The 25111-nt window shown below is 31.6% G+C and carries 23 protein-coding genes and 2 tRNA genes; 11 read left to right on the top strand and 14 right to left on the bottom strand.

The features are described 5' to 3' along the window. The first annotated feature begins 9 nt into the window (after positions 1–9). Positions 10–1845, top strand: coding sequence for an ABC transporter transmembrane domain-containing protein (locus N5D46_RS11575; RefSeq protein ID WP_280050031.1), 1836 nt, complete (start codon positions 10–12; stop codon positions 1843–1845). A 57-nt stretch (positions 1846–1902) separates the two neighbouring features. Here N5D46_RS11575 and N5D46_RS11570 read toward each other — a convergent pair whose 3' ends face one another. The 11 genes from N5D46_RS11570 to N5D46_RS11520 all read right to left on the bottom strand — a co-directional run bounded on the left by N5D46_RS11570 (position 1903) and on the right by N5D46_RS11520 (position 13308). After that, positions 1903–3132 (bottom strand): 3-phosphoshikimate 1-carboxyvinyltransferase, encoded by a 1230-nt coding sequence (locus tag N5D46_RS11570; RefSeq protein ID WP_038333240.1) that lies wholly within the window; start codon positions 3130–3132, stop codon positions 1903–1905. Positions 3133–3134: 2 nt separating this feature from the next. Continuing rightward, positions 3135–3461: a nucleotide pyrophosphohydrolase gene (locus N5D46_RS11565; RefSeq protein ID WP_038333238.1), complete on the bottom strand. Its 327-nt coding sequence runs from the start codon at positions 3459–3461 to the stop codon at positions 3135–3137. 88 nt (positions 3462–3549) lie between these two features. Further along, positions 3550–5568, bottom strand: a complete 2019-nt coding sequence (locus tag N5D46_RS11560) for a DUF3857 domain-containing protein (RefSeq protein WP_280050030.1) — start codon at positions 5566–5568, stop codon at positions 3550–3552. Positions 5569–5575: 7 nt separating this feature from the next. After that, positions 5576–7468, bottom strand: a complete 1893-nt coding sequence (locus tag N5D46_RS11555; protein WP_280050029.1) for a DUF3857 domain-containing protein — start codon at positions 7466–7468, stop codon at positions 5576–5578. Between the two features lie 21 nt (positions 7469–7489). Continuing rightward, entirely contained in the window at positions 7490–7939 is a 450-nt protein-coding gene (gene dtd, locus N5D46_RS11550) for a D-aminoacyl-tRNA deacylase (protein WP_038333231.1), read from the bottom strand. Between the two features lie 135 nt (positions 7940–8074). Beyond that, positions 8075–8347 (bottom strand): hypothetical protein, encoded by a 273-nt coding sequence (locus N5D46_RS11545; RefSeq protein ID WP_038333228.1) that lies wholly within the window; start codon positions 8345–8347, stop codon positions 8075–8077. A gap of 102 nt (positions 8348–8449) precedes the next feature. Then, on the bottom strand, positions 8450–9370 hold the full coding sequence (gene rsgA, locus N5D46_RS11540; protein ID WP_038333226.1) for a ribosome small subunit-dependent GTPase A: 921 nt from the start codon (positions 9368–9370) through the stop codon (positions 8450–8452). Positions 9371–9376: 6 nt separating this feature from the next. Continuing rightward, the gene (locus N5D46_RS11535; protein WP_280050027.1) at positions 9377–10456 is read right to left on the bottom strand and encodes a bifunctional 3-deoxy-7-phosphoheptulonate synthase/chorismate mutase type II; all 1080 of its coding nucleotides are present in this window, start codon (positions 10454–10456) and stop codon (positions 9377–9379) included. Positions 10457–10502: 46 nt separating this feature from the next. After that, on the bottom strand, positions 10503–11351 hold the full coding sequence (locus N5D46_RS11530) for a prephenate dehydrogenase (protein ID WP_219034018.1): 849 nt from the start codon (positions 11349–11351) through the stop codon (positions 10503–10505). Continuing rightward, positions 11348–12490, bottom strand: coding sequence for an aminotransferase class I/II-fold pyridoxal phosphate-dependent enzyme (locus N5D46_RS11525; protein ID WP_280050026.1), 1143 nt, complete (start codon positions 12488–12490; stop codon positions 11348–11350). Before N5D46_RS11525 ends, N5D46_RS11530 begins: the two co-directional genes overlap by 4 nt. Next, entirely contained in the window at positions 12487–13308 is an 822-nt protein-coding gene (locus tag N5D46_RS11520; protein WP_219034020.1) for a prephenate dehydratase, read from the bottom strand. Before N5D46_RS11520 ends, N5D46_RS11525 begins: the two co-directional genes overlap by 4 nt. 243 nt (positions 13309–13551) lie before the next feature. Here N5D46_RS11520 and N5D46_RS11515 point away from each other — a divergent pair, with 243 nt between their 5' ends. Next, entirely contained in the window at positions 13552–14247 is a 696-nt protein-coding gene (locus tag N5D46_RS11515) for an ATP-binding cassette domain-containing protein (protein ID WP_280050025.1), read from the top strand. A gap of 36 nt (positions 14248–14283) precedes the next feature. Here N5D46_RS11515 and N5D46_RS11510 read toward each other — a convergent pair whose 3' ends face one another. After that, positions 14284–14796 (bottom strand): thioredoxin family protein, encoded by a 513-nt coding sequence (locus tag N5D46_RS11510; protein ID WP_125348934.1) that lies wholly within the window; start codon positions 14794–14796, stop codon positions 14284–14286. A 62-nt stretch (positions 14797–14858) separates the two neighbouring features. Between N5D46_RS11510 and N5D46_RS11505 the strand changes: the two genes are divergently transcribed. Both N5D46_RS11505 and ychF read left to right on the top strand, forming a co-directional pair. Then, on the top strand, positions 14859–15260 hold the full coding sequence (locus N5D46_RS11505) for a hypothetical protein (RefSeq protein ID WP_280037818.1): 402 nt from the start codon (positions 14859–14861) through the stop codon (positions 15258–15260). An 82-nt stretch (positions 15261–15342) separates the two neighbouring features. Continuing rightward, complete coding sequence (ychF, locus tag N5D46_RS11500) at positions 15343–16434, top strand: redox-regulated ATPase YchF (RefSeq protein WP_125348936.1); 1092 nt, start codon at positions 15343–15345, stop codon at positions 16432–16434. A gap of 55 nt (positions 16435–16489) precedes the next feature. On the opposite strand, the gene N5D46_RS11495 is transcribed toward ychF, so the two are convergent. Beyond that, positions 16490–17629 (bottom strand): methionine aminotransferase, encoded by a 1140-nt coding sequence (locus N5D46_RS11495; protein WP_280050024.1) that lies wholly within the window; start codon positions 17627–17629, stop codon positions 16490–16492. A gap of 107 nt (positions 17630–17736) precedes the next feature. Between N5D46_RS11495 and N5D46_RS11490 the strand changes: the two genes are divergently transcribed. From N5D46_RS11490 to N5D46_RS11475, 4 genes are read left to right on the top strand one after another with little or no spacing between them, the layout of a single operon-like run. After that, on the top strand, positions 17737–19587 hold the full coding sequence (locus tag N5D46_RS11490) for a DNA topoisomerase IV subunit B (protein WP_280050023.1): 1851 nt from the start codon (positions 17737–17739) through the stop codon (positions 19585–19587). 42 nt (positions 19588–19629) lie between these two features. Continuing rightward, positions 19630–20136 (top strand): hypothetical protein, encoded by a 507-nt coding sequence (locus tag N5D46_RS11485; RefSeq protein ID WP_280050022.1) that lies wholly within the window; start codon positions 19630–19632, stop codon positions 20134–20136. Between the two features lie 4 nt (positions 20137–20140). Next, a complete protein-coding gene (locus tag N5D46_RS11480; RefSeq protein WP_219034066.1) occupies positions 20141–22708 on the top strand; it encodes a DNA gyrase/topoisomerase IV subunit A in 2568 nt (855 codons plus the stop codon). Beyond that, positions 22708–23415: a rhomboid family intramembrane serine protease gene (locus N5D46_RS11475; protein WP_280050021.1), complete on the top strand. Its 708-nt coding sequence runs from the start codon at positions 22708–22710 to the stop codon at positions 23413–23415. The genes N5D46_RS11480 and N5D46_RS11475 overlap by 1 nt, the downstream gene beginning before the upstream one ends. A gap of 56 nt (positions 23416–23471) precedes the next feature. On the opposite strand, the gene N5D46_RS11470 is transcribed toward N5D46_RS11475, so the two are convergent. Next, entirely contained in the window at positions 23472–24104 is a 633-nt protein-coding gene (locus N5D46_RS11470) for a C40 family peptidase (protein WP_038334971.1), read from the bottom strand. Positions 24105–24322: 218 nt separating this feature from the next. Between N5D46_RS11470 and N5D46_RS11465 the strand changes: the two genes are divergently transcribed. From N5D46_RS11465 to N5D46_RS11455, 3 genes are all read left to right on the top strand, one after another. Beyond that, positions 24323–24394 (top strand) — tRNA-Glu (locus N5D46_RS11465). Between the two features lie 94 nt (positions 24395–24488). Then, positions 24489–24743, top strand: a complete 255-nt coding sequence (gene rpsT, locus N5D46_RS11460) for a 30S ribosomal protein S20 (protein ID WP_038334974.1) — start codon at positions 24489–24491, stop codon at positions 24741–24743. Between the two features lie 12 nt (positions 24744–24755). After that, positions 24756–24827, top strand: a tRNA-Glu gene (locus N5D46_RS11455). The last annotated feature ends 284 nt before the right edge of the window (positions 24828–25111 follow it).

The raw sequence follows: 25111 nt of genomic DNA, 5'->3' as shown, positions 1-25111 counted from the left end.
AATAAATTAATGAGTTCATATAAAAACAGAGCGTTTGCTTATATAAAACCTTACAAATCTTCATTTGTTGCAGCAATTTTTTTTAATTTAATGTATGCATTATTTAATATTGTTGCATTAGCATTCATGATGCCTATATTGAGTGTGCTTTTCGGAGAAGATAAAAAACACATTACAGTCAAACCGATTTATTCAGGTCATTTAGTTGATTTGAAACAATTTTTTTCTGATTATTCGGGCTATTATATGAATCAATTGTCGCAAACCGAAGGTCCAGTTTATGTATTAGCAATTTCGTGTGTTGTATTTATTATTGCATTTTTGTTTCGTAATATTTTCAGTTTTCTTTCAGAAACTTGTTTGGTCGATTTACGTTCTGGGGTTACACGCGATTTGCGAGTGGATATTCATAATAAAATTATCGATTTACCAGTTGCTTATTTTACAGAAAAACGAAAAGGCGATATGATAAATCGTATGTCAAGTGATGTAAATGAAGTTGAATCGAATATCTTAAATTCAATTGTAGAGATTGTTCGTTCGCCAATTATGATTATTGTTTTCGTTGTAGTATTATTTACAGTTAGCTATCAATTAACAATTTTCGCTATTTTGGTTTTTCCGATTATGGGAACAATTATTTCGTTGATTGGAAAAAGTCTGAAAAAAGCTGCTGCTCATGCGCAAGACGAATTATCTAACATTATTACTTATGTAGACGAGACACTTTCTTCGCTTAAGATTATCAAAATTTTTAACGCAGAAGATCAAGTAAAAGGTCGTTTTGATGAATCGATTAATCGTTATCGTAAATATCTTCAAAAAGTAATGAAAAAACGTGCTTTGGCTTCACCAACAAGTGAATTTTTAGGTGCTGTTACAATTGGATTAATTGTTTTTTTTGGTGGTAAATTATCGTTAGAAGGAAATGGTTTAACAGGGTCACAATTTATTTTTTATATCGCAACATTTTATACATTATTAGATCCGATTAAACGTTTTTCGAAAGCATTATCAGATGTACAAAAAGGAGAAGTTTCTGCAAAGAGAATTTTTGAAGTTTTGGATGCTGATGTTTCGATAAAAGATGTTCCAGATGCGAAAGGAATTGAAGCTTTTAAAGATAAAATTGAGTTTAGAAATGTGACATTTGCTTATGGTAAACATAATGTAATTGAGAATTTTAATTTAACAATTAACAAAGGTGAAACGGTTGCTTTAGTTGGGCAGTCTGGTTCTGGAAAATCAACTTTGGCTAATTTAATTACTCGTTTTTGGGATGTAAAATCTGGTCAAATTTTGATTGATGGAATTGATATCAAACATATAAAATTACATGATTATCGTTTGTTATTTGGTTTGGTTACGCAAGATTCGATTCTGTTTAATGATACAATTTTTAATAATATTTCATTAGGTGATAAATCTCCAAATTTGGAAAAAGTAGAATATGCTGCGCAAATTGCAAATGCGGAAGAGTTTATTGTAAAAATGCCAGAAAAATATCAAGAGTCAGTAGGAGAGGGAGGTAGCAAGCTTTCTGGTGGACAAAAACAACGTTTAAGTATTGCGCGTGCGGTTTATAAAAATCCACCGATTATGGTTTTGGATGAAGCAACTTCTGCTTTGGATACTAAATCTGAAAAATTGGTGCAAGTTGCTTTGAATAATATGATGCAAAATCGTACTTCTTTGGTTATTGCGCACCGTTTATCAACCATTCAGAATGCAGATAAAATTGTGGTAATGGAAGCAGGTAAAATTATTGAACAAGGAAATCATCATTCACTTATTGAGAAAAAAGGTGTTTATGCCAATTTGGTAAATATGCAGAATTTTGAATAAATGAAGTATATACAAACTAAAAAAAATCCGCTTAAAAGCGGATTTTTTTGTTATATTTTAAATCGATTTAATTTCAAAACCTAATTGTTTCCAGTCTTCCCAAAATGTTGGATAAGATTTTTCTACGACCATTTCATTCTCAATTCGAATTGGGTAAATTTGCGACAAAGGCGCCATACACATTGCCATTCTGTGGTCGTTATATGTTGCTAAAGTAGGCGTTTTTTCAAAATTATTATAACCTTCTATCGTTAATGAATCGTTTGTAATTGTTATAATTGCTCCAAATTTTTCCAACTCATTTTTAAGTGCGATTAAACGGTCGGTTTCCTTGATTTTTAGTGTTTCTAAACCAGTTAAATGACATTTTGTTTTCAATCCCACACAAGTTGCAGCAATTGTCTGTGCAATATCTGGAGTATTGATTAAATTTAATTCGATGATAGATTTTGGTATGAAATTATCTTCATTTTTCAATGTTAAAACTCCATTTTCAAAAGTTGAAATTACACCAAAATTTTCTGCATAAATATGTTGTAAAGCTGAATCTCCTTGTAAAGAATCTTCGAAATAAGTTGAGATTTTAATTTCAGAATTCTGCGATAAAGCAATCAAACTATAATAATATGAAGCTGAACTCCAATCAGATTCTACTTGTAAAGTTTTAGCTTTGATGTTTTCAGTAAAAGGAATTTTGATTGTATTTCCTTCGAAAATTGCATTAATTCCAACTTTATTCAATAATTGAATTGTCATTTGAATATAAGGAATAGAAATAATTTTTCCATCCAAATTAATCGTTAATCCATTTTCTAATTTCGTTCCAATCAAACATAAAGCAGAGATATATTGAGAACTAATGTTAGAAGGGATTGTAATAGAATCTTTCGTTATTTTTTTTCCAACAATCGATAAAGGTGGATAACCTTCGTTTTCTTGATACGAAATTTCTGCACCCAGCTCATTCAAGGCATCAACCAAAACTTTTATTGGACGTTGTTTCATTCTTTCAGAACCTGTCAACGTTATTTTTCGTCCATCTTGAATAGAAAAATAAGCCGTTAAAAATCGCATGGCAGTTCCCGCGTGGTGAATATCAACTAAATCACTTTTGTTCGCTAACGCTTTTTGCATTAATTGAGAATCTTCTGAATTTGAAACATTTTCTAATGTCAAAACATTCTCAAATAATTGACTTAATAACAACAAACGATTGCTTTCGCTTTTAGAACCTGTGATGGCTAATTGATTGTTTATCGGAGATTTTAGAGCAGAAATTTCAATCATATTTATTTTAATTTATCATTATTTTGATGACGATCGTGGTCACGTTTTGTTTTATAATCTAATTTTTTGTAAAAAGCTGATTCTAAATCAACACCTGTTTGATTTGCCAAACAAAGCGCTACAAAAATAACATCTGCCAATTCTTCGCCAAGATCTTTGTTTTTATCAGATTCTTTCTCCGATTGTTCACCGTAACGACGCGCAATAATACGTGCAACTTCTCCTACCTCTTCAGTTAATTGTGCCATATTTGTTAATTCGTTAAAATAACGAACACCATGTTCTTTTATCCAATTATCAACGTCTGTTTGTGCTTGTTTAAGGCTCATCTTATTTTAAATTTTAAAAGTTAAAGGTACAAAAATAAAAAGCCAACTCGTATTTGGAGTTGGCTTTATTCGATGTTTAGAATATTTTTTATTGTTTTACCAAAATCACTTGCTGACTTTCTGCATTAATAATATTTGTTAAAAATTCTTTCAATGGTTTATAGTATTGTGCAGGTAAAATACTGTATGGAATAACTTTTTGGGCTTGAGCGACAATAAAACCATCTTTCTCAATTACTTTATATGCATAACCACCAGCTTGATCAGGCATTGTAAATTGCTTTTCTGTAGGCAAAGATTCGACTTTGTAACCTTCTGGAATTTTAATTTTAACTGTATTTGTATTCGTAGTTGGTGCTCCAAATTCAATGTTATAATTACGTTGATCTAGATTTAAATTATGTTTTGTATTCGCAACAAATAAAAATGGATTGAATAATATTTTATTTCCAGCCACATCTACTTTTACATCATCAAATTTGAATTGATGACGAATTACATTTTGTTTGTTATCTTGTGTTTTAAATTCTGAAATTTCAAAATTATAATCTTCTACAAATTCTTTTTCGAACGCTTTTGGATCATCTGCGATTTCACTTTTATCAAACATATAAAAATAATTATCGCGAACATTCGAAAAAATTCCAGTTAATGTTCCGTCTGCTTTTAAATCTGCCGTAATTGATATTTTATCATTGGTCATAACCGAATTACGAAGAGGAACTTCTTTTATTCCTTTGTCATTTACCATAAATCCACGATCGTTAATTGCTCGAATTGGTAATAAATTAATTTGAGCATTTTTATCAGTTGCATCCATTAAATAAAATTCATTATCTATTGTTGCTCCAACAATTACATAATTCAATTTGCTACGTGAAGGAAACGAATAATTGATTAAACCATTTTGCAACGTACTCAAAACAATTGGATTTGCGTCTAATCCGGCTTTACGCAACATAGCTGTTAACATAAGATTGATATCCGCTGAATTTCCAGATTTTTCGTTAAATGCTTTTCGGATTCCTTTATCTGTATATTGACCTAAATAATCATTCCAAGCCATGTTGTTTTTTACATAATTGTAAATTGCTTGAGCTTTTTCAATATTTGTAGATTTTCCAACAATTGTAGCGTTTACAGTTTCATCTAAAAAATTATTCCCATTTAATTGTCGACCAAACTCTTCATGATCCATCAAATCTTTACCAATACGTTCCCATGTTGTAGAAAAATTTTCTGAAGTTCTACCAGGAGCAACAAAAGAAGCTAACTCAAACTGAATACTTGCTAACATATTTCTCGGATTAAGTACATAAGCTTCGCGAGAATAAGAAGGTAAATTAGTTAATGAATAGGTTTGCGTGTCAATTTTTAATTTGTGGTTACTTGATGTCGCGCCTTGATTTCCCATATTTCCCCCAAAAGATGAAACACCTCTGTTTCCAAAAGAAGTAGTTGAAAAAGTATCATCTTTAGAATTTTTTGTTAATTTTGGAGCAAATGCACCTCTCAAATCTTGTTGATAATTAAAATGTTCTTGATTTTGCATCGTCAAATTACTCGCAACTACAGGAATTGATTGTTGAAAATACCAGGTATCCGTACTTCCATAAAATGGAGAAATAATTTCGTACGTATATTCTAAGATTGATCCATTTTTTACATTTGGAAAAGTAAACGTTTGTTTATCCATAAAACGATGAACTTTATCTAAAAAAATATCTTTTTTCTCGACTTTTTGTTCAACAATTTTTCCGTTTTCAAGGTTATAAGTAACCGCTTTTAATGAAATTAATTTATCTTGATCCGATCCTGAACTTTTGTAAAGAGGAATTTCAACTTTCAAAACATCATCAGGTGTTTTATCCTTATCAAAAACAATTACTCTATAAAAAACTTTTTTTGTTTGCTCAACACCGCCTTGATTGGTATTAAAACTAACTTTATAATTTCCGTCAGCATATAAAACTTCTGCTGGAGCATCAGCTTGAATTGTACTTTTTGTTTTCTCGAAATCTTGTTTAGATAGTTTTCCAAATTTTACATCTTGTGCAAAACTCGAAACAGTTGCAACTGTCGCAACAATCGTAAATATTGTTTTCATATTAGTGTTATAATTTTTCTAAAAGTAGTTTTGTGTTGTCGTAACCCGAAATTTGTCTTCTAAATTCTACATATTCGTTGTATTTTTCTTTCGAAAAAGTTCCAGAAAATTGTTTGTAAATACGTTTTATTTCGAATGCATTATTTTCTTTCGGATTGATTTCTAATTGATATTCTCCAAAAGCAGATTTCACGGTTATAGCATCAAATTTTTGTGGTAATTTATAACCAGAAGGAAGTGTCAATGTATACGAAACTTCGTCAACATATCCTGTCTCGATGTTGAAATCAAACTTTCTATCTTTCATTTTTTTGACAGAAGTCTCTTCTTTATTCACTGGAATAATATTCAGAATGATGTTATTTCCTTGAATTTTAGCATAATTTGGTGCTGAAAACTCGAAATTTGAAGTAAAAACAGCATTTTTCCAATCATTATTAAATTCTTTCTTTTTGAATGATATTCCTTGTAAGTAAGAAAATCGATTTTTTAAACGAACATCAAGATCTTTTTCGCTTAATTGATTAAATCTTGCAAAATTCTCATAAATCAAACCTTTGGAAGTTTCAGAAAAATCAAAATTTAATGTTCCATCTGCTAAAAGTGTTGCATTTCCATTGACGAATAATTGATTATCTTCTGTTTTGAATTGTTGCGAAGGAATAATTTTTCCGCCTTTTTCATCAACAATTAATACTTTTCTATTTCCTGCAAAATCACCTAAATAATTATAAGGAGCTGTTTGACTTGTTGCTTCTAACCAAATATCTTTTCCATTTAGAGGTATATAAACAATCATGTGATTTCCTTGTTGATACATCATTTGTTCATCAATATCAATTGGATTTCCAGCAAATAATATGGTGTGATACGATTTGATATTCACTGCATCTAACATTCCAATCATATAATTAGATAAGGCTTTGCAATCGCCATAACTTTTGCTCTCAACATAAGAATTTGGAAAAGGCGAAAGTCCTCCAATTCCCAGTTGTACGCCAATATATCGAACTTTATTTTGCAAATGTTTGTACAAAATCTGAACTTTTTCTTCGTCCGATTTTGCATCTTTGACCATATTTTGAAAAGTTAATTTTTGAGATGGAGTAAAATCTAATTTTGAACGAATTAAATTATCAAAAGTCCATTTTCCGTAATCATTCCAATTGTCAAAATTTCCTTTAACACCATCGATATTAATTTGATTTGAAGCTAAAATAGCGCGAGGAAATATTTTTTGACTTCCAACCATTTGATCTTCTTCATTAAATGCCAAAACATTATTTAATGAATAGCTCAAATTATTGTTATCTCCTGTTTTTGCAATGTCAAAACCTTTAAAATTATCTTCTTTTAATCGAATGGTTGAAGATGTTTTGTTGACAAATTGATAAGAAGATTTTTCAGTCGATAAATTTGCTGCTCGTATAGGCGACCAACGCGGAATCCAAAGTGTATTTTTGTTTGTTGTAACGATTTTATAATGTATCGTGTAAGGATAAGTAGTTGGAGTATAATTCAAATATTTGATGCGATCATCCGTGTACATTTGTCCACTACTTACATGGCTTTGGTCACCAAAATCTTTGGTTTTGAATTTTTTAATTTCCTTTCCGTTTGCATCATACAAAGTTGCCTCGAATAAGTCAATTTTTGTGTTCGGATCGTAATTCGCTTGCGCACCAACATAATTATCGCCCGCTTTACTCAAAACCGTTACGACAACGTCTTCCGTGTATTTTAATTCATCAACTTTTAGAAGTTCTATTTTTTCTTCATTTTTTCGCACAACAGCATACGCATCTTTTATCAAATCGGCTGGAATTTGATCGACCGCATAGTTTTGCGCAAAAGAAAATGAACTAATCAAAAAAGTTGAAAAAAGTAGAGTTTGTTTCATTCAATATCAATATTAATCAAGTTATTCTTTATTCTTTGAATCGATAAAAATGGTTACAGGACCATCATTCAATAATTCTACTTTCATATCTGCACCAAAAATTCCTCTTTGTACAGGTTTGAAATTTGATTCTAAAACGTTCAAAAATGTTTCATATTGTTCGTTTGCAACAGCTGGTTTTGACGCTTTGATATATGACGGACGATTTCCTTTTTTCGTAGAGGCATGTAACGTAAATTGAGAAACAACCAAAATATCTCCATTTGTTTGTTGCACATCTAAATTCATCACATCATTTTCATCATTGAAAACTCGAAGTTGAATTATTTTTTTCGAAATCCATTCAAAATCTTCCTTCGTATCATCAGGTTCAAAGCCAACCAAGGTCAAAATTCCACTTTCTATTTTTCCAGTTATTTCTCCATCCACCATTACAGAAGCATGTTGCACACGCTGTAAAATCACTCGCATAAATATTGTTTTAATCGGTATTAAATTGATTGAAATTTAAGAAATTATTAACAAATAAAAAAGCGTTACAACTCATCTTTTAGATGTGTTATAACGCTTGTTGTAATTTAAGTTTAGAAAGCAATCGCTATAGGTTTAAGTTAGTTGGTTAAAATAGATTTCCTCATCTGCAATTATCACATAATCTAGCTCATAGAGCTTCGATATTTGTTTTGCATTAATTAGTTCTTGTTCTATATTTTTTAGTTTATTTTCTTTGTTTTTAGAATTATCGAATTCAGCAGTCCACAATTTATTTGGATTTAATGGTTTCCAATTTAAATCTTCTAAATGCAATAAAAATCTTTCTTTTTGTTCCTTTGTACATTCCACAAAATCTAAAGCGATTTGTACGGATAAATTGCTCATTCAATTAATTTTAACAAAAATAAAATGAGAAGTTGAATTATTTTTACGTGAAACCGTAATTTGAAAAAATAAAAAAGCCATTTCGAAAGAAATGGCTTTTAATTATTTTTCGGTATAAATATCTTCTTCTAAAAAAGTGAGATAATTTTCGTAGCGAGAAACTGCTATTTCACCATTTTCTACTGCATCTCGAACGGCACATTTTGGCTCGTTAACATGTATACAATTATCAAATTTACAATTATGTTTTAAATCTAAAATTTCAGGAAAATAACCTTGTAATTCGGTTTTGTCGATATGAACCAAACCAAATTCTTTAATTCCAGGCGTATCGATAATAAAACCTCCAAAAGGCCATTCGTACATCTGTGCAAAAGTTGTGGTATGTTGTCCTTTGCTATTAAAATCAGAAACTTCGTGCGTTTTTAAGTTTAAATCAGGATTTAAAGTATTCAACAACGTTGATTTTCCAACGCCAGAATGTCCCGAAACCAAACTTACTTTATCTTTCATTCGATCTTTTACAAGATCTAAATTTAGACCAGTTTCAGCCGAAATATCTAGACTTTCGTAACCGATAGAATTGTAAATTGATTTATAAATTTCTAACTCAGCCATTTCATTTTCTGTGTACGAATCCATTTTGTTGAATAAAATTACAACAGGAATATGATAAGCTTCGGCAGTAATCAAAAAACGGTCAATAAAACCAAACGAAGTTTTGGGATTAGAAAGCGTTACAACCAAAAAAGCAACGTCAATGTTAGATGCAATAATGTGCGTTTTTTTGGATAGATTAACAGATTTTCGAATGATGTAATTTTTGCGATCATGAATTTTTGTAATGACAGCAATATCATCTTTGTCAATCTCAAACTCAACCTCATCTCCAACAGCAATTGGATTGGTATGTTTGATATTGGCTATTCTAAATTTTCCCCTAATTCTTGCCTGATAGGTTATACCATCTTCGGTTAAAAGATGATACCAACTACCAGTAGATTTTATGACAATTCCTTTCAATATTGTTTAAATTTTTTCTTCTTTTTTTACCATAATTTGGTTTTGTTGCGCAACAGATTCTTGGTGAATTGCTTGCAATAATTTGTCAACAAAATCTTCAGATAAACCTAAAGAAACTCCTGCTTTTACAGAATTATCTTTGATTTGTTTCCAACGATCTGGCTGAAAAACTGCCACATTATGTTCTTTTTTCAATTCTCCGATAGAGTTTGCAACTTTCATACGTTGAGCAATTGCATCTAAAATAGAGTTATCTAATTCATCAATTTGATGACGTAAATTCTGAATTCCAGTTTTGTAAATTGCATCTGGATCATCAGAAACACGAATTTCTAAATCTTTTAAGATTTCTAATAAACAAGCTGGTGTTACTTGTTGAGCTGCATCAGACCAAGCTTCATCAGGATTATTGTGCGTTTCGATCATCAATCCATTGTATTCAAAGTTGAAGGCTTGCTGTGCAACATCAAATAATCCTGTTCTGTTTCCGCAAATATGTGATGGATCACAAATAATTGGCACGTTTGGCAATTTGTTTTTGAAATCTAACGCAATTTGCCATTGCGGATTGTTACGGTATTTTGTCTTTTTGTATGTTGAGAAACCACGGTGAATAGCACCTAAATTTTTGATTCCTTGACCTTCTAAACGTTCCAAAGCACCAATCCATAAATCTAAATCTGGATTTACAGGATTTTTAACCAAAACTGTTTTGTCTGTATCACGTAAAGCTTCAGCAATTTCTTGTACTGTAAAAGGGTTTACCGTAGAACGAGCACCAATCCATAAAACGTCAACATCATATTCTAACGCTAATTTTGCGTGATTTGCATTGGCGATTTCAGTTGCGATTTTCATTCCGAATTCGTCTTTTACTTTTTTCAACCAGTTTAATCCGATTGCACCAACTCCTTCGAAACAATTTGGTTTAGTACGAGGCTTCCAAATTCCCGCACGGAAAACTTGCACATAATCTTTGTCCAAATCTTCAGCGATTGTCATCATTTGTTTTTCACTTTCTGCACTACAAGGTCCAGCGATGATCATTGGTTTATCGTATTCTTTTATCCAGTTATTGTTTTCCATAACATTTACAAATTTAAGATTTAATATTTATTTTATTTGAGAGTAATTATTTATTTAATATTCGACGTATGTCGTTTGTGTTTTTTAAATATTGATGAATATCTTCGGCGTCTTTTTCTTCGATCATTTTTCTGATTTTCGAAATTTGTGTTTGATAAGCATCAATAGCATTGAGTAAATTTTCTCGATTCTGAATCAAAATTGGTGTCCACATATCAGGAGAACTTTTTGCTAAACGAACCGTAGATTCGAAACCAGATCCAGCCATGTCAAAAATTGCATCTTCATTCTTTTCTTCTTCCAAAACTGTTTGTCCTAAGGCGAAAGAAGTAATGTGCGAAAGATGAGAAACGTACGCAATGTGCGCATCATGCGCTTCCGAAGTCATTGTTTTAACATTCATCCAGAGCGATTGATAAATTTTTCTTACTTTTTTTACTGCTTCTTTTTCGCTTTCTTCAACATCACACAAAATCGCAACTTTGTTTAAAAACAACTCAGGAAAAGCAGCTTTTGGTCCAGAATTTTCCGTTCCTGCGATTGGATGTGTGGCAACAAATTGTTTTCTTTTGGGATGATTTGCAACTTTTTTACAAATTCCAGCTTTTGTTGATCCCATATCCATAACAATCGTTTTATCATTAATTTGATCTAAAATCTCTGGTAAAACTTTCTGAATAGAATTAATAGGAACGGCAATCACTACTAAATCTGATTGAGAAAGTGCTTCATTCAAAGGAGCGATTTCATCCACAATTCCTAATTCTAAAGCTTGAATTTGATGTTCAATATTTTGATCAACACCGATTATTTTTTCGGCAACACCAACTTTTTTTAATGCTAAAGCAAAAGAACCTCCGATTAATCCTAAACCGATTACTGAAATTATTTTCATGCTTCTAATCTTCTCTTTACTTCAATCAACTTCTCGACAGGTGCGCAAAGTGAAAATCTTATAAATCCTTCACCATTGCTTCCGAAAATACTTCCTGGTGTAATAAATACTTTTTTATTGTATAAAATTTCATCAATAAATTTTTTATCATCTTTTCCTTCTGGAAGCTTCGCCCAAATAAACATTCCTGTTGCATTGGGATTATATTTTACATTTAAAATATCAGCGATTTCCCAAATGATTCTTCGTCTTTCTGCGTAAATTTTTGTTAATTCATCGTACCAAGAATCATCAACTAAAAGAGCTTTTGTCGCGGCTTTTTGTATCGCAAAATTCATTCCCGAATCCATATTTGATTTCACTTTTAGAATAGAATTGATAAAACTTTCTTTTCCAATCACCATTCCTACTCGCCAACCTGCAATGTTAAAGGTTTTGCTCAATGAATTTAATTCAATGCAAACATCTTTTGCACCTTCAATTTCTAAAATACTTGTTGGTTCATCGTTCAAAATAAAACTATACGGATTATCATTTACGATTAAGATATTGTGACGAGTTGCAAACTCTACTAATTTTCTAAGAACGTCTTTTGGGGCTTTGGCTCCGGTTGGCATATGTGGATAATTGAGCCACATAATTTTTGGTTTTTGCTCGGCTAATTTTTCTAACTGATCAAAATCTGGAAGCCAATCATTTTCATTTTTCAAATCGTAGAATAAAGGTTCTGCTTGCACTAATTCTGTAACAGATGAATAAGTTGGATATCCAGGATTTGGAATTAAAACTTTATCACCTTCATTCAAAAATGCCATCGAAATGTGCATAATTCCTTCTTTAGAGCCCATAAGTGGCAAAATTTCTGTTGAAGGATTGGCGTCTACATCAAATTTGTTTTTGTAAAAACTTGCCATTGCTTCGCGCAGTTCTGGAATTCCGCGATAACTTTGATAGCCATTGATTCCGTTTCGTGAACTTTTGATTAATTCCTCGATCACATCTGGATGAGGTTGTAAATCTGGACTTCCAATTCCTAATGAAATGATTGGAATGTCGGTTTTCATGTTCGCTATTTCTTGTAATTTTTTCGAGAAATAATATTCTTGAACACTTTGTAATCGTTGGGCTTCTGCTATCATTTTTTCCCCAGTTTATATTCGCCTAATATTTCTAAATCCGTTAACTTTCTTGCAATTTTTCCAAGCAATTCATAATATTGTTCTTTTTGCTCGAACGTAATGTCAATATGGAAAGAGTATTCCCAAGGTTTTTCAATAATCGGAACAGATTGTATTTTGTCCATATTTATTCCACATTCTGCAATTTGATTTAATACATCTACTAAAGCACCAGCTTTATGTGGAACAGAAAAACGCATCGAAACTTTATTGAAATCTTCGTAATCGTTGTGCTCGCGTTGCAATACAAAAAAGCGAGTAAAATTATCTTGAAACGTCTGAATACTTGAAGCTAAAATGTCTAATCCATATACTTCTGCCGCTTTTCTTGAGGCAATTGCAGCAACATCATTCAAATCTTGCTCAATAATATCTTTGGCTGTTAATGCAGTGTCGATATCATTTACAACGCGCCATGTTGGATGTTTTTCAAGGAACTTATCACATTGTAACAATGCCATTTGGTGCGAACGAACTTCTTTTATATCATCTAAAGTTTGTCCTTTTTTTACCATCAATTGATGTTGAATTGATAAATAAATTTCTCCAACAACTTTCAAATTATATTTCGTTAGCAATGCATAGTTTGGTAAAATTGCCCCAGCAATTGTGTTTTCAATTGCCATGATTGCTTTTTCAACTTTTCCCTTTGCAAGCGACTTTGCTAAAGTTTTGAATGTGTCGCATTCTACAATTTCGATGTCATTTCCTAAATAATTATTGGCAGCTTCGTGATGATATGAACCAATGTAACCTTGTATTGCAACTCTTTCTTTCATTTTTTTCCACAAAAAAAGTCCCACAAATTGCGGGACTTTATATTATCTTATTATGAATGTTAACAATCAATTTTGACAACGCAGTCCCTGCTCTCCTGGATAATATCCAAAAAAGTAAAAAAAGAATGCGTTAAAATAATTGAATGTTGCCATTTCGTTTTTCTAATTGTTCTACAAATCTAAAAAATAATTTTTCAGTTATCCAAATCTTTTTTGCTAATTTTATCGAAAATTTTTCATCAAATGGGAATAATCATTACAGATTTAGTAAAAAAATACGGTGAACAAGTGGCTTTAGACAAAGTTTCGTTTTCGATAAATAATGGCGAAGTTGTTGGTTTACTTGGACCAAATGGAGCAGGAAAATCGACATTGATGAAAAGTATTACCAATGCAATAAATGCAGATTCTGGTGAAATTTCTGTGAATGATTTTAATGTTTCGACGCAACCAATTGAATCGAAAAAGTTGATTGGATTTTTGCAAGAAAATAATCCATTGTACATGGATATGTATGTAAGAGAGTATTTGGAATTTGTAACAAATATTCGAAATGTGCCTAAATCAAAAATTGATGAAGTCATTGAAAAAGTAGGTTTATCACCAGAAAAACATAAGAAAATTCATCAATTATCTAAAGGATATAAACAGCGTGTTGGATTGGCGCAAGCGATTATTTCTAGCCCAGAAATTTTAATTTTAGATGAGCCTACAAATGGTTTGGATCCAAATCAAATTATTGAAATTAGAGAGGTAATTAAAGAAATTGGAAAAGAAAAAACGGTGATACTTTCGACACATATTATGCAAGAAGTAGAAGCGCTTTGTTCGCGTGTAATCCTCTTGAATAAAGGAAAAATTGTAGCCGATCAACCGATAGAAGAATTTAAAGGACAATATAAAAACTTGGAAGAAGCTTTTCATGTTTTAACACAATAAAAAAAAATCCGCCCATTGAGCGGATTTTTTTGTGAATTATTTCTTTTTCAAGATAAAAACTTCTTTGATTTTTTCTGGATCAACTTTATCGTTTTTCGTTGTTTTTTCAAGTTTTGCAATCAAGTGATTTACTTCTTCTTCAGAAGCTGGACCACCAAGATTTTCTCCATTTACGCGAGAATCTTCTAAAACTTTTCCAGTCGAATCTAAAATTACCCAAAAAGGCAAACCTTGATTTTTTCCTCCTAATTTCTCATTGACAGCATCTCCACCAGGAGTTTCTAAATTTTTCTTCTCTGCACGTTCTTGTACAGTAATAAATGTTTTGACATAATTCGCATCAAAATATGGTTTCACAGCTGGATCGTCCATATTTTTTTCCATCTTTTTACACCATCCGCACCAAGAAGCATGAAAAATTAAAAAGACATTTTTATTTTCAACCTTCGCTTGATTTTGAGCTTTTGTTAATATTTCTGTTGCTGTTTGCGCGTTTACGATTCCTGCGAAAGCAATCATAAAACTTACGATTAAGGCTTTTAATTTCATTGTAATAAGTATTTAAGTAAATGTAAATAAATAATTGTATTTTCAATAAAAAATTAACACTTATGAAACATTTTTTAGTATTTATCTTTTTGCTATTTCTCACAAGTTGCGTACCCAATAACATAAAAACAATTGAAGGAAAATGGAAACAAGATTTTTTGGATTATAAATCGAAAGTGGTAGAAGTTCCTTTGTCGAAAAGTGATGCGATTATGGATGTTTCAAGAAATAAATCAAAATTAAAAATAGAATTTGATTTTCATGACGATTATGAAAAAGATGTGACAGATTCTGTTGTGTTTAATTTTCCTCAACTCAAATTCAGAAAAATAAATCTTGATAAAACTTCTAATTATTATGATTTAACTTATAATGCGACTTGCGATTGTTTTTATGGTGAAATGAAATCATATTCTGGAAATGTATTAAATATAAAATTGAACAGAGTTTCTTCGGTTAAATAAATTTAATGGAAATCATTATCTTTGCACAAAATTATTAGAACATCGTTCTAATATTCAATCATTAAAAAAAGAGACAACATATATGAAATGTGGAATTGTTGGATTGCCTAATGTTGGTAAATCTACTTTATTTAACTGTTTGTCGAATGCAAAAGCGCAATCGGCGAATTATCCTTTCTGTACAATTGAACCAAATGTAGGAACAGTTTCTGTACCAGATACTCGTCTAAATCAGTTAGAAGCAATTGTAAATCCAGAGCGCGTTGTGCCTGCGGTTGTAGAAATTGTAGATATTGCTGGTTTAGTAAAAGGAGCAAGTAAGGGAGAAGGTTTAGGAAATCAATTTTTAGGAAATATCCGCGAGTGTAATGCAATTATTCACGTTTTACGTTGTTTCGAAAACGAAAATATTACACATGTTGATGGTTCTATTAATCCATTGCGTGATAAAGAAACAATTGATATTGAGTTGCAATTGAAAGATTTGGATACAGTTACAAAACGTATCGATAAATCTAAAAAAGCAGCAAAAGCGGGAAATAAAGACGAACAAAAAGTTGTAGAAGTTTTAACAGCTGTAATCGCTCATTTAGAAGAGTTGAAAAATGTTCGTGAAATGGATTTGGACGAAAAAGAGCAAGAAATTGTAGATTCGTTACAATTGATTACTTCTAAACCAGTTTTGTACTTATGTAATGTAGACGAGTCTGCTGCAAAAGACGGAAACGAATGGGTAGAAAAAGTGAAAGAAGCTGTAAAAGATGAACACGCAGAAGTGTTAATTTTAGCGGCACAAATAGAAGCTGATATCAACGAGTTAGAAACGTTTGATGAGCGTCAAATTTTCTTGGAAGAATTAGGATTAGAAGAGCCAGGAGTTAATCGTTTGATTCGTTCTGCTTATACATTGTTAGATTTAGAGACATATTTCACAGCAGGTGTAAAAGAAGTTCGTGCTTGGACAATCAAAAAAGGTTCTACAGGACCACAAGCGGCTGGAGTTATTCATACCGATTTCGAGAAAGGATTTATTCGTGCAGAGGTAATCAAATTTGAGGATTTTATTACATACGGATCAGAATCTAAATGTCGTGAAGCAGGAAAATTAAACGTAGAAGGAAAAGCGTACATCGTACAAGATGGTGATATTATGCATTTCTTGTTTAATGTTTAAGATTTAAATTATATCTATATAAAAAGCTCAATCGAAAGATTGAGCTTTTATTTTTCTACAAATTCTTCAAATTTTCTAAAGCCATTAAAAGTGTTTCATCCTTTTTAGCAAAACAAAATCGGATTACTTTGTTATCTGTTTTATCATGGTAAAATGCTGAAATTGGTATTGTCGCAACTTTATTTTTGATGGTTAACTGTTTTGCAAACTCATCATCAGATAAATCACTTATTTTAGCATAATTTGCACTTACAAAATAAGTTCCTTCGCAAGGCAAAACTTCAAAATTTGTTGAAGCTAAACCTTTAACAAATAAATCTCTTTTTTGTTGAAAAAAATCATTCAAATGCAAGTAATGATCAGGTTTTTCTAAATAATCTGCAATTGCATATTGTGATGGTGTATGCGTAGAAAAAGTATTGAATTGGTGACATTTTCTAAACTCTTTCATCAATTCTTTTTCGGCTAAAATGTAACCGATTTTCCAGCCTGTAATGTGAAATAATTTTCCGAAAGAACCAACAATAAACACTTTGTCTTTTACCGATTTCAATTTTGCGAAACTTTGATGCGATTTTCCATCAAATGTAATGTGCTCATAAACTTCATCTGCAAGTAAATAACAATTTGAATCTTTTAGGATTTGTTCAAATTGTTTCAAATCATTTTCGGATAAAATTTTTCCTGTTGGATTGTTCGGATTATTAACGATAATTAATTTCGTTTTATCATTGATTTTTTGCTTCAATTCTTCAAAATCGATTGAATATTCAGGATATTTTAGCTGAATTGGAACAATTTTTCCTCCAAATAATTCAACCGTTGGTTGATATAAATCGTAAGCAGGTTCAAAAATAATTACTTCATCATTTGGATGAATTAATGTAGAAACAACATTAAAAATCGCTTGACTTGCACCACTCGTAATGTTAATTTCATTCTGAAAATCGTAATCAGATTGATAAAGATTAGAATATTTTTCTGAAAGTAATACACGCAATTTTTCGACGCCAGTCATTGGCGCGTACTGATTGTAATTTTGTGTTGAATAATAATTTAAACGACTAATTAATTCAGAATCTGCATTAAAGTCAGGAAAACCTTGCGCTAAATTAATCGCTTGATGTTCATTTGCCAATTGACTCATTACCGAAAAAATGGTTGTCGAAACATTGGGTAGTTTAGATTTTATCATATTGGTAAATTAGGTCGTTTTTGCTCAAAATCAAAACAATGAACCTTAATATTTTTAGGAAATTTTTTCTTATTTTTGTAAAACTCGTTTAACACTCAACAACTCAAATGTCAGAATTAGATCAACAAGTAAATTATACGGAAGACAATATCAAAACCCTTGATTGGCGCGAACATATTCGCATGCGACCTGGGATGTATATTGGGAAGCTGGGAGATGGTTCGTCTCAAGATGATGGAATTTATATTTTGTTGAAGGAGATTGTAGATAACTGTATCGATGAATTTGTGATGGGTGCAGGAAAAACAATCGAAATTAATCTGCGCGAAGATGAGGTAACGGTTCGTGATTATGGACGTGGAATTCCGCTTGGAAAAATGGTTGACGCCGTTTCTAAGATGAATACAGGTGGTAAATATGATTCACAAGCTTTCAAAAAATCGGTTGGTTTAAATGGTGTTGGTACAAAAGCTGTAAATGCGTTGTCAACATCGTTTCGAGTGCAATCTATTCGAGATGGAAAAACACGTATTGCAGAGTTTGAGCAAGGGATTTTAGCAAATCAAGAAGATGAAAAAGAAACATCTTTGCGAAAAGGAACTAAAATTACATTTGTTCCAGACAAATCGATTTTCTTGAATTTTAAATTCAGAAAAGAATATGTAGACAAAATGTTGAAAAACTATGTTTACTTAAATCCAGGATTGAAAATTATTTTCAATGGAGAAGAATTCTTTTCGAAAGACGGATTGAAAGATTTATTGAATGATAATATCGAGGAAGAAACAATTTATGATATCATCCATTTGAAAGGAGAAGATATCGAAATTGCGATGACGCACAGCTCGAAATCATATTCGGAAACGTATTATTCTTTTGTGAATGGTCAAAATACAACGCAAGGAGGAACACATTTAACAGCTTTTAAAGAGGCTGTTGTGAAAACTGTTCGCGAATTTTATAATAAAAATTATGATCCTGCGGATATTAGAAAATCAATTATTGGAGCAATTTCGATCAAAGTAATTGAGCCAGTTTTTGAATCGCAAACAAAAACTAAACTTGGTTCGAATGAAATTGGACCAGGAATGACAACGGTTCGCACGTTTGTAAATGATTTTATCAAAACGAATCTTGACAACTTTTTACATAAAAATACAGAAGTTGCGCAAGCATTAGAACGCAAGATTAAACAATCAGAAACGGAACGAAAAGAGCTTTCTGGAATTCGAAAATTAGCGCGTGATCGCGCCAAAAAAGTTAGTTTACATAACAAGAAATTGCGCGATTGTCGTCAACATTATAATGATCCGAAAGCTGAATTACGTTTAGATACAACTATTTTTATTACCGAGGGAGATTCGGCAAGTGGATCGATTACCAAAAGTAGAAGTGTAGAAACGCAAGCGGTTTTTAGTTTGAGAGGAAAACCGTTGAATTCATACGGTTTGACAAAGAAAATTGTTTATGAAAACGAAGAATTTAATCTTTTACAAGCGGCATTAAACATCGAAGAAGGATTAGAAGATTTACGTTACAATAATGTTGTAATTGCAACTGATGCTGACGTCGATGGAATGCACATTCGTTTGTTGATTATTACATTTTTCTTACAATTTTTCCCAGAATTGATCAAAGAGGGACATTTGTATATTTTGCAAACACCACTTTTTCGTGTGAGAAACAAGAAGGAAACACGTTATTGTTATTCTGAACCAGAACGTATAAAAGCGTTGGAAGAAGTTAAAAATCCAGAGATTACACGATTCAAAGGATTAGGTGAAATTTCGCCAGACGAGTTCAAGCATTTTATCGGAAAAGATATTCGTTTAGAGCCTGTAATGATCGGAAAAGATCAAACCATCGAAAGTCTTTTAGAATTTTACATGGGAAAAAATACACCAACTAGACAAGAATTTATTATTAACAACTTAGCCATAGAATCTATTAAAAATTAAATAAAAACCAAACCAATCCTAACCTAAAAACACCTATCAATTATGAAGAAAAATAATAAAAAGGTCATTCAGTTGTTCAAAATACTGAATTTCACCATCGTTATTTTAATCATTCTAAACCTTATTATGTATGCTGGTATTTTACCTTACAAGTATCACATAATACCACCTTATGTTGTTGCAATTTTTATAGCGTTGTTTATTTATGTAAGCTATAAAAGTGGAAATCAATTTTTTGCGATAGACACAAAAGGTGAAACCATAACTTTTGAAACGAAGAATGTTGGATTTTTATCCTTCTTAGATTCAAAAACGAACAAAATCGATTTACCGAAGTATAAATTGATCAAATACGATTTTCAGAAAGGAATTCTTTCAAAAAACGTTGTCTTTTATATTAACAGTAAAAAGAATCCTACCAATTTAACAAAAGTCAAATTTCGTTTAGCATTCATTTCTAACCGAAATATTAATATTATTTTGACTGAATTAGACAAAATTGTGGAGTCTAATTGTATGGTCAAAAACAATGTAGAAGTAGCTATTTAACATGATGCAAGACAATCAAGAGAGCATCAAGAAGGTTTCTGGTATGTACCAAGAATGGTTTCTTGACTATGCCTCTTATGTAATTTTAGAACGAGCAATTCCATCTATTTATGATGGGTTGAAACCAGTTCAGCGTAGAATTTTACATTCAATGCGCGAGTTGGAAGACGGACGATATAACAAAGTTGCGAACATTGTAGGAAATACGATGAAATATCACCCGCATGGTGATATGGCGATTTCTGATGCAATGGTTCAAATTGGTCAAAAAGAATTGTTGATCGATATGCAAGGAAACTGGGGAAATATTTACACTGGTGACCGAGCAGCTGCGTCGCGTTATATCGAAGCTCGATTAACTAAATTTGCGTTAGAAGTTGTCTATAATCCAAAAACTACAAAATGGCAACCATCTTATGATGGTCGAAATAAAGAACCAATTGATCTTCCAATCAAATTTCCTTTGCTTTTGGCACAAGGAGTAGAAGGAATTGCAGTTGGTTTGTCAACAAAGATTTTGCCACACAATTTCAATGAGTTAATTGATGCGTCAATTTTACATCTGAAAGGAAAGAAATTTCAAATTTTCCCAGATTTTTTAACTTCTGGTTTGGTTGATGTTTCTGACTATAATGATGGATTGCGTGGAGGTAAAGTGCGCATTCGTGCAAAGATTTTGCAAGAAGATAAAACGACGCTAAAAATTACGGAAATTCCTTACGGAACAACGACAGGATCTTTGATTGATTCGGTTTTGAAAGCCAATGATAAAGGTAAAATCAAGATCAAAAAGATTGAAGATAATACAGCGGCTGAGGTGGAGATTTTAATTCATCTTGTTCCGGGAAGTAGTCCAGATAAAACGATTGATGCATTGTATGCATTCACGGATTGCGAGATTTCTATTTCGCCAAATGCGTGTGTGATTAATGAACAAACACCAGAATTTTTAACAGTTTCTGAAATTTTAATTCACAATACAAACAATACAGTTGAATTGTTGAAAAAAGAGTTAGAAATTGAGTTAGATGAACTGCAAGAACAATGGCATTTTTCTTCGTTGGAACGAATTTTTATCGAGAATAGAATTTATCACGATATCGAAGAAGAAGAAACATGGGAAGGTGTAATTTCTGCGATTGATAAAGGGCTGAAGCCACATATTGCGCATTTAATTCGTCCAGTTACGGAAGAAGATATTACGCGTTTAACAGAAATTCGAATCAAACGTATTTCAAAATTTGATTTAGATAAAGCACAACAATTTATTGAATCATTAGAAGATAAAATCGAGAATGTAAAACATCATTTAGCAAATTTGATTGATTATGCGATCGATTATTTCAAAAACCTAAAGACAAAATACGGAAAAGGAAAAGAACGTAAAACAGAAATTAGAACATTTGATACGATTGATGCGACAAAAGTTGCCGTTGCAAATACACGTTTTTATGTGGATAGAAACGAAGGTTTTATCGGAACTTCATTGAAAAAAGACGAGTATTTATTCGAGTGTTCTGATATTGATGATATTGTGGTTTTCAAACATGATGGTTCGATGATTGTGACAAAAGTTGATGCAAAAACTTTTGTTGGAAAAGGAATTATTCATGTTGGAATTTGGCATAAAAATGATAAACGTACCATTTATAACTTGATTTATCGCGATGGTAAAAATGGTCCGGCTTATCAAAAACGTTTTGCTGTAACGGGAATTACTCGCGATAAAGAATATGATTTAACGGCTGGTAACAAAGGTTCGGAAGTGTTGTATTTTTCAGCGAATCCAAATGGTGAAGCCGAAGTTGTATCAATTATTCTGAAAACTCATCAACGAATCAAAAAGTTAAAATTCGATATTAATTTTGCTGATTTAGCGATTAAAGGTCGTGCATCAAAAGGTAATTTAGTCACTAAATATCCAATCAAAAAAGTAGAATTGAAAGAGGAAGGAGTTTCGACTTTAGCTCCTCGTCAAATTTGGTTTGATACGGATACAAAACGCCTAAATGCAGATGGATTGGGGATTTTATTAGGTTCTTTTAAGGGTGATGATAAAATTTTAACGATTAATAAAAAAGGTGAAGCAAAATTGGTTTCGTTTGATTTGAGTAATCGTTTTGACGAAGATTTAGAAATTATCGAGAAATGGAAACCTTCAAAACCGATTTCTTGCGTGTATTATGATGCAGAAAAAGATCGTTATTTTGTGAAACGTTTCCTTTTAGAAGATACATTTTCTCCACAAACTTTTTATACGTTAGAAGATGGTAAATCATCAATAAAAGTTGTTTCGACAGATTATTTACCAGTTATTGAGTTGATTTTCCCGAAAGTAAAAGGTTTAGAAAAAGAACCAGAAGTGATAAATTTAGAAGAATTTATTACAGTTAAAGGAATTAAAGCGCAAGGAAATCAATTGACGACATATAAATTAAAACAGATTAATGTGTTAGAACCGCTTCCATTCGAAGAACCAGAAGAAGAGGAGGAGTCAGAAGAAGAGCCGCAGCCGACGCTATTTGATGCGATTGAGGAGGATAATAATGAAGAAGAAAATATAGAAGAATAATGGGAGACATCTCTATTGTGGCATTAGTCGTTATTGGATTGAATGTTTTGGTAAGTTGGAAAGGTTTTAACGATTTAGCTTTTTTTGAAAAATATAAATTCCAAGTAGGGTCGATATTATATAATAAGGAATACTATAGAATTTTAAGTTCAGGATTTTTACATGTTGATTTTACTCATTTGTTATTCAATATGTTAACTCTTTACTTTTTTGCGAATCCTGTTATCGGTTTTTTTGCAAGTCCAGAAGGATTTTTATTAGGAGACTTTTCGAATGCTAAACTAAATGTAGGTTACGGAATGTTTCTTTTAGTTTTTTTTGCAGCGGTTATTGGCGGAAATATTTTGTCTTTGTTGATTCACAAGAAAGAAACTTTTTATTCGGCAGTAGGAGCTTCTGGTGGAGTGACAGGGGTTTTATTCGCTGCAATTGCAGCTTTTCCTGAAATGGAATTAAGATTATTTTTTGCTTTACCAATTCCAGCCTGGATTTTCGGAATATTATATTTAGGATATTCAGTTTATGGAATGAAAACTAATTTAGGAAACATCGGGCATTCAGCGCATTTAGGTGGAGCAATTGTGGGATTATTATCTGCAATATTATTTTATCCAACAATTTTACAAATCAATACATATTATATTTTAGGAATGATTGTTCCATTAATTGTATTGCTTGTGATGATTTTGAGAGAACATCGAAAATAAAAAAATAAGACAAAAAAAAAGCATCAAAATTACTTGATGCTTTTTTTATGATAATGTTATAATATTCTTTTTACGTATAAGAATTTTGGTCCCCAATATCTATCATTCAAAGAAGATACCATAACACCTTGAGAAGTAGATGAATGAATAAATTCTAAAACTCCATCTTTATTTCTTCCATGAACAATTCCTACATGCGAAACTCTACCACGACCTCTTGTTGCAAAGAAAACTAAATCTCCTTCTTTTGCTTCGTCTGTACTAACTGTAAAGCCTTCTCTTGCCTGATCAGCAGATACACGAGGTAAATTTTTATTGAAAGTTTCGAAAACGTTTCTAACAAAGGCAGAACAATCAATACCACTTCTTGTTGTGCCTCCGTATCGGTAAGGTGTACCAATATACGTTTCTGCTTCTTTTAATAAAAACCCTGCAAACAATTCATTCGTTTCTTCTAAAACGCTGTTTAACACAACCATAGATTTCGCTTCATCGTTAATTTCTATTGGTGTAACATCTAAATTGGCATGTTTATTGATTATTTTAGCTTGAGCTTCAATAGCTCTTGGTTTCGGTACGAAACTTCTCGAAGAATATTCTGTAGCTTCACTAACTGGGGTTAAAGATGAACATGATGTAATAAACATCGTGCAAACCACTGCAGCTACACCTAATATCGATGCTTTCATATATTGAGTATTCGTTTGTATAAATTTTAATAGCACCGCTAAAGTAATTGTTAAAATTATAACTCATTATATATAAGAGTTGTTTTGACAAAATATTAACTTCCTTAACATTTTTTAACAAAAACATATTCAAAAAAACTTTTAAATATATTTGGAAGTCCAAAAAATTGTTCTACATTTGCACTCGCTTTTCACAACAAGTGGTTAAGCCGTCATGCGGCCCATTCGTCTAGTGGTTAGGACATCAGGTTTTCATCCTGGAAACAGGAGTTCGATTCTCCTATGGGCTACATAAAAGTGTTTTAGAAAATTATTAAATTAATTTGGCGAGATAAAATATTTGTTTATATCTTTGCCGAACTAAAATAGAAAGAGATTTAAGTTATGGCAAATCATAAGTCAGCATTAAAAAGAATTAGACAATCAGCGGTAAGACGCGATCGTAATAAATATTATCACAAATCAGCTCGTACAGCTATTAAAGCTTTAAGATCTGAATCTGATAAAAATGAAGCAGAAACAGTTTTTCCAAAAGTTTCTTCAATGATTGATAAGTTAGCAAAAAGAAACATTATTCACAAGAATAAAGCTTCAAACTTAAAATCAAAGTTAGCGAAACATATTGCGGGATTAGCTTAATAAAATAAAAGTGGTCCCTTCGTCTATCGGTTAGGACACTAGATTTTCATTCTAGAAAGAGGGGTTCGATTCCCCTAGGGACTACAAATTAATAGATGGATTGCATTATTGCAATCTTTTTTTTCCTTGTTCATAGTTGTTGATTTTTTAAACAACCAGTAGAATACTGTGTAAAGGAAATTGTTTTTTGTGTTTTGTTTGTAAAGGTTAATCATAATGTTTAGATGATTAATCGGGAATGAAAATGTCGCTGTATAATTCAACTTGGTTCAAATTATTAGAATTATACATCGACTTTTCTACAACTCCCAACACAAAATGACGTTCATTCAAAATAAAGAATATTCGAATTAATTAATTCATATTAA

Origin of the sequence: Empedobacter sp. GD03865 (assembly GCF_029840775.1) — a bacterium.
Taxonomy (GTDB): domain Bacteria; phylum Bacteroidota; class Bacteroidia; order Flavobacteriales; family Weeksellaceae; genus Empedobacter; species Empedobacter falsenii_B.
The sequence above is the reverse complement of the archived record's forward strand: the minus strand, read 5'-3'. Positions and strand labels throughout refer to the sequence as shown.

Coding starts and splice junctions, on each gene's coding strand:
- N5D46_RS11575 (WP_280050031.1), top strand. CDS start 10: ATGAGTTCATATAAAAACAGAGCGTTTGCTTATATAAAACCTTACAAA.
- N5D46_RS11570 (WP_038333240.1), bottom strand. CDS start 3,132: ATGATTGAAATTTCTGCTCTAAAATCTCCGATAAACAATCAATTAGCC.
- N5D46_RS11565 (WP_038333238.1), bottom strand. CDS start 3,461: ATGAGCCTTAAACAAGCACAAACAGACGTTGATAATTGGATAAAAGAA.
- N5D46_RS11560 (WP_280050030.1), bottom strand. CDS start 5,568: ATGAAAACAATATTTACGATTGTTGCGACAGTTGCAACTGTTTCGAGT.
- N5D46_RS11555 (WP_280050029.1), bottom strand. CDS start 7,468: ATGAAACAAACTCTACTTTTTTCAACTTTTTTGATTAGTTCATTTTCT.
- dtd (WP_038333231.1), bottom strand. CDS start 7,939: ATGCGAGTGATTTTACAGCGTGTGCAACATGCTTCTGTAATGGTGGAT.
- N5D46_RS11545 (WP_038333228.1), bottom strand. CDS start 8,347: ATGAGCAATTTATCCGTACAAATCGCTTTAGATTTTGTGGAATGTACA.
- N5D46_RS11535 (WP_280050027.1), bottom strand. CDS start 10,456: ATGGAAAACAATAACTGGATAAAAGAATACGATAAACCAATGATCATC.
- N5D46_RS11530 (WP_219034018.1), bottom strand. CDS start 11,351: ATGAAAATAATTTCAGTAATCGGTTTAGGATTAATCGGAGGTTCTTTT.
- N5D46_RS11525 (WP_280050026.1), bottom strand. CDS start 12,490: ATGATAGCAGAAGCCCAACGATTACAAAGTGTTCAAGAATATTATTTC.
- N5D46_RS11520 (WP_219034020.1), bottom strand. CDS start 13,308: ATGAAAGAAAGAGTTGCAATACAAGGTTACATTGGTTCATATCATCAC.
- N5D46_RS11515 (WP_280050025.1), top strand. CDS start 13,552: ATGGGAATAATCATTACAGATTTAGTAAAAAAATACGGTGAACAAGTG.
- N5D46_RS11510 (WP_125348934.1), bottom strand. CDS start 14,796: ATGAAATTAAAAGCCTTAATCGTAAGTTTTATGATTGCTTTCGCAGGA.
- N5D46_RS11505 (WP_280037818.1), top strand. CDS start 14,859: ATGAAACATTTTTTAGTATTTATCTTTTTGCTATTTCTCACAAGTTGC.
- ychF (WP_125348936.1), top strand. CDS start 15,343: ATGAAATGTGGAATTGTTGGATTGCCTAATGTTGGTAAATCTACTTTA.
- N5D46_RS11495 (WP_280050024.1), bottom strand. CDS start 17,629: ATGATAAAATCTAAACTACCCAATGTTTCGACAACCATTTTTTCGGTA.
- N5D46_RS11490 (WP_280050023.1), top strand. CDS start 17,737: ATGTCAGAATTAGATCAACAAGTAAATTATACGGAAGACAATATCAAA.
- N5D46_RS11485 (WP_280050022.1), top strand. CDS start 19,630: ATGAAGAAAAATAATAAAAAGGTCATTCAGTTGTTCAAAATACTGAAT.
- N5D46_RS11480 (WP_219034066.1), top strand. CDS start 20,141: ATGCAAGACAATCAAGAGAGCATCAAGAAGGTTTCTGGTATGTACCAA.
- N5D46_RS11475 (WP_280050021.1), top strand. CDS start 22,708: ATGGGAGACATCTCTATTGTGGCATTAGTCGTTATTGGATTGAATGTT.
- N5D46_RS11470 (WP_038334971.1), bottom strand. CDS start 24,104: ATGAAAGCATCGATATTAGGTGTAGCTGCAGTGGTTTGCACGATGTTT.
- rpsT (WP_038334974.1), top strand. CDS start 24,489: ATGGCAAATCATAAGTCAGCATTAAAAAGAATTAGACAATCAGCGGTA.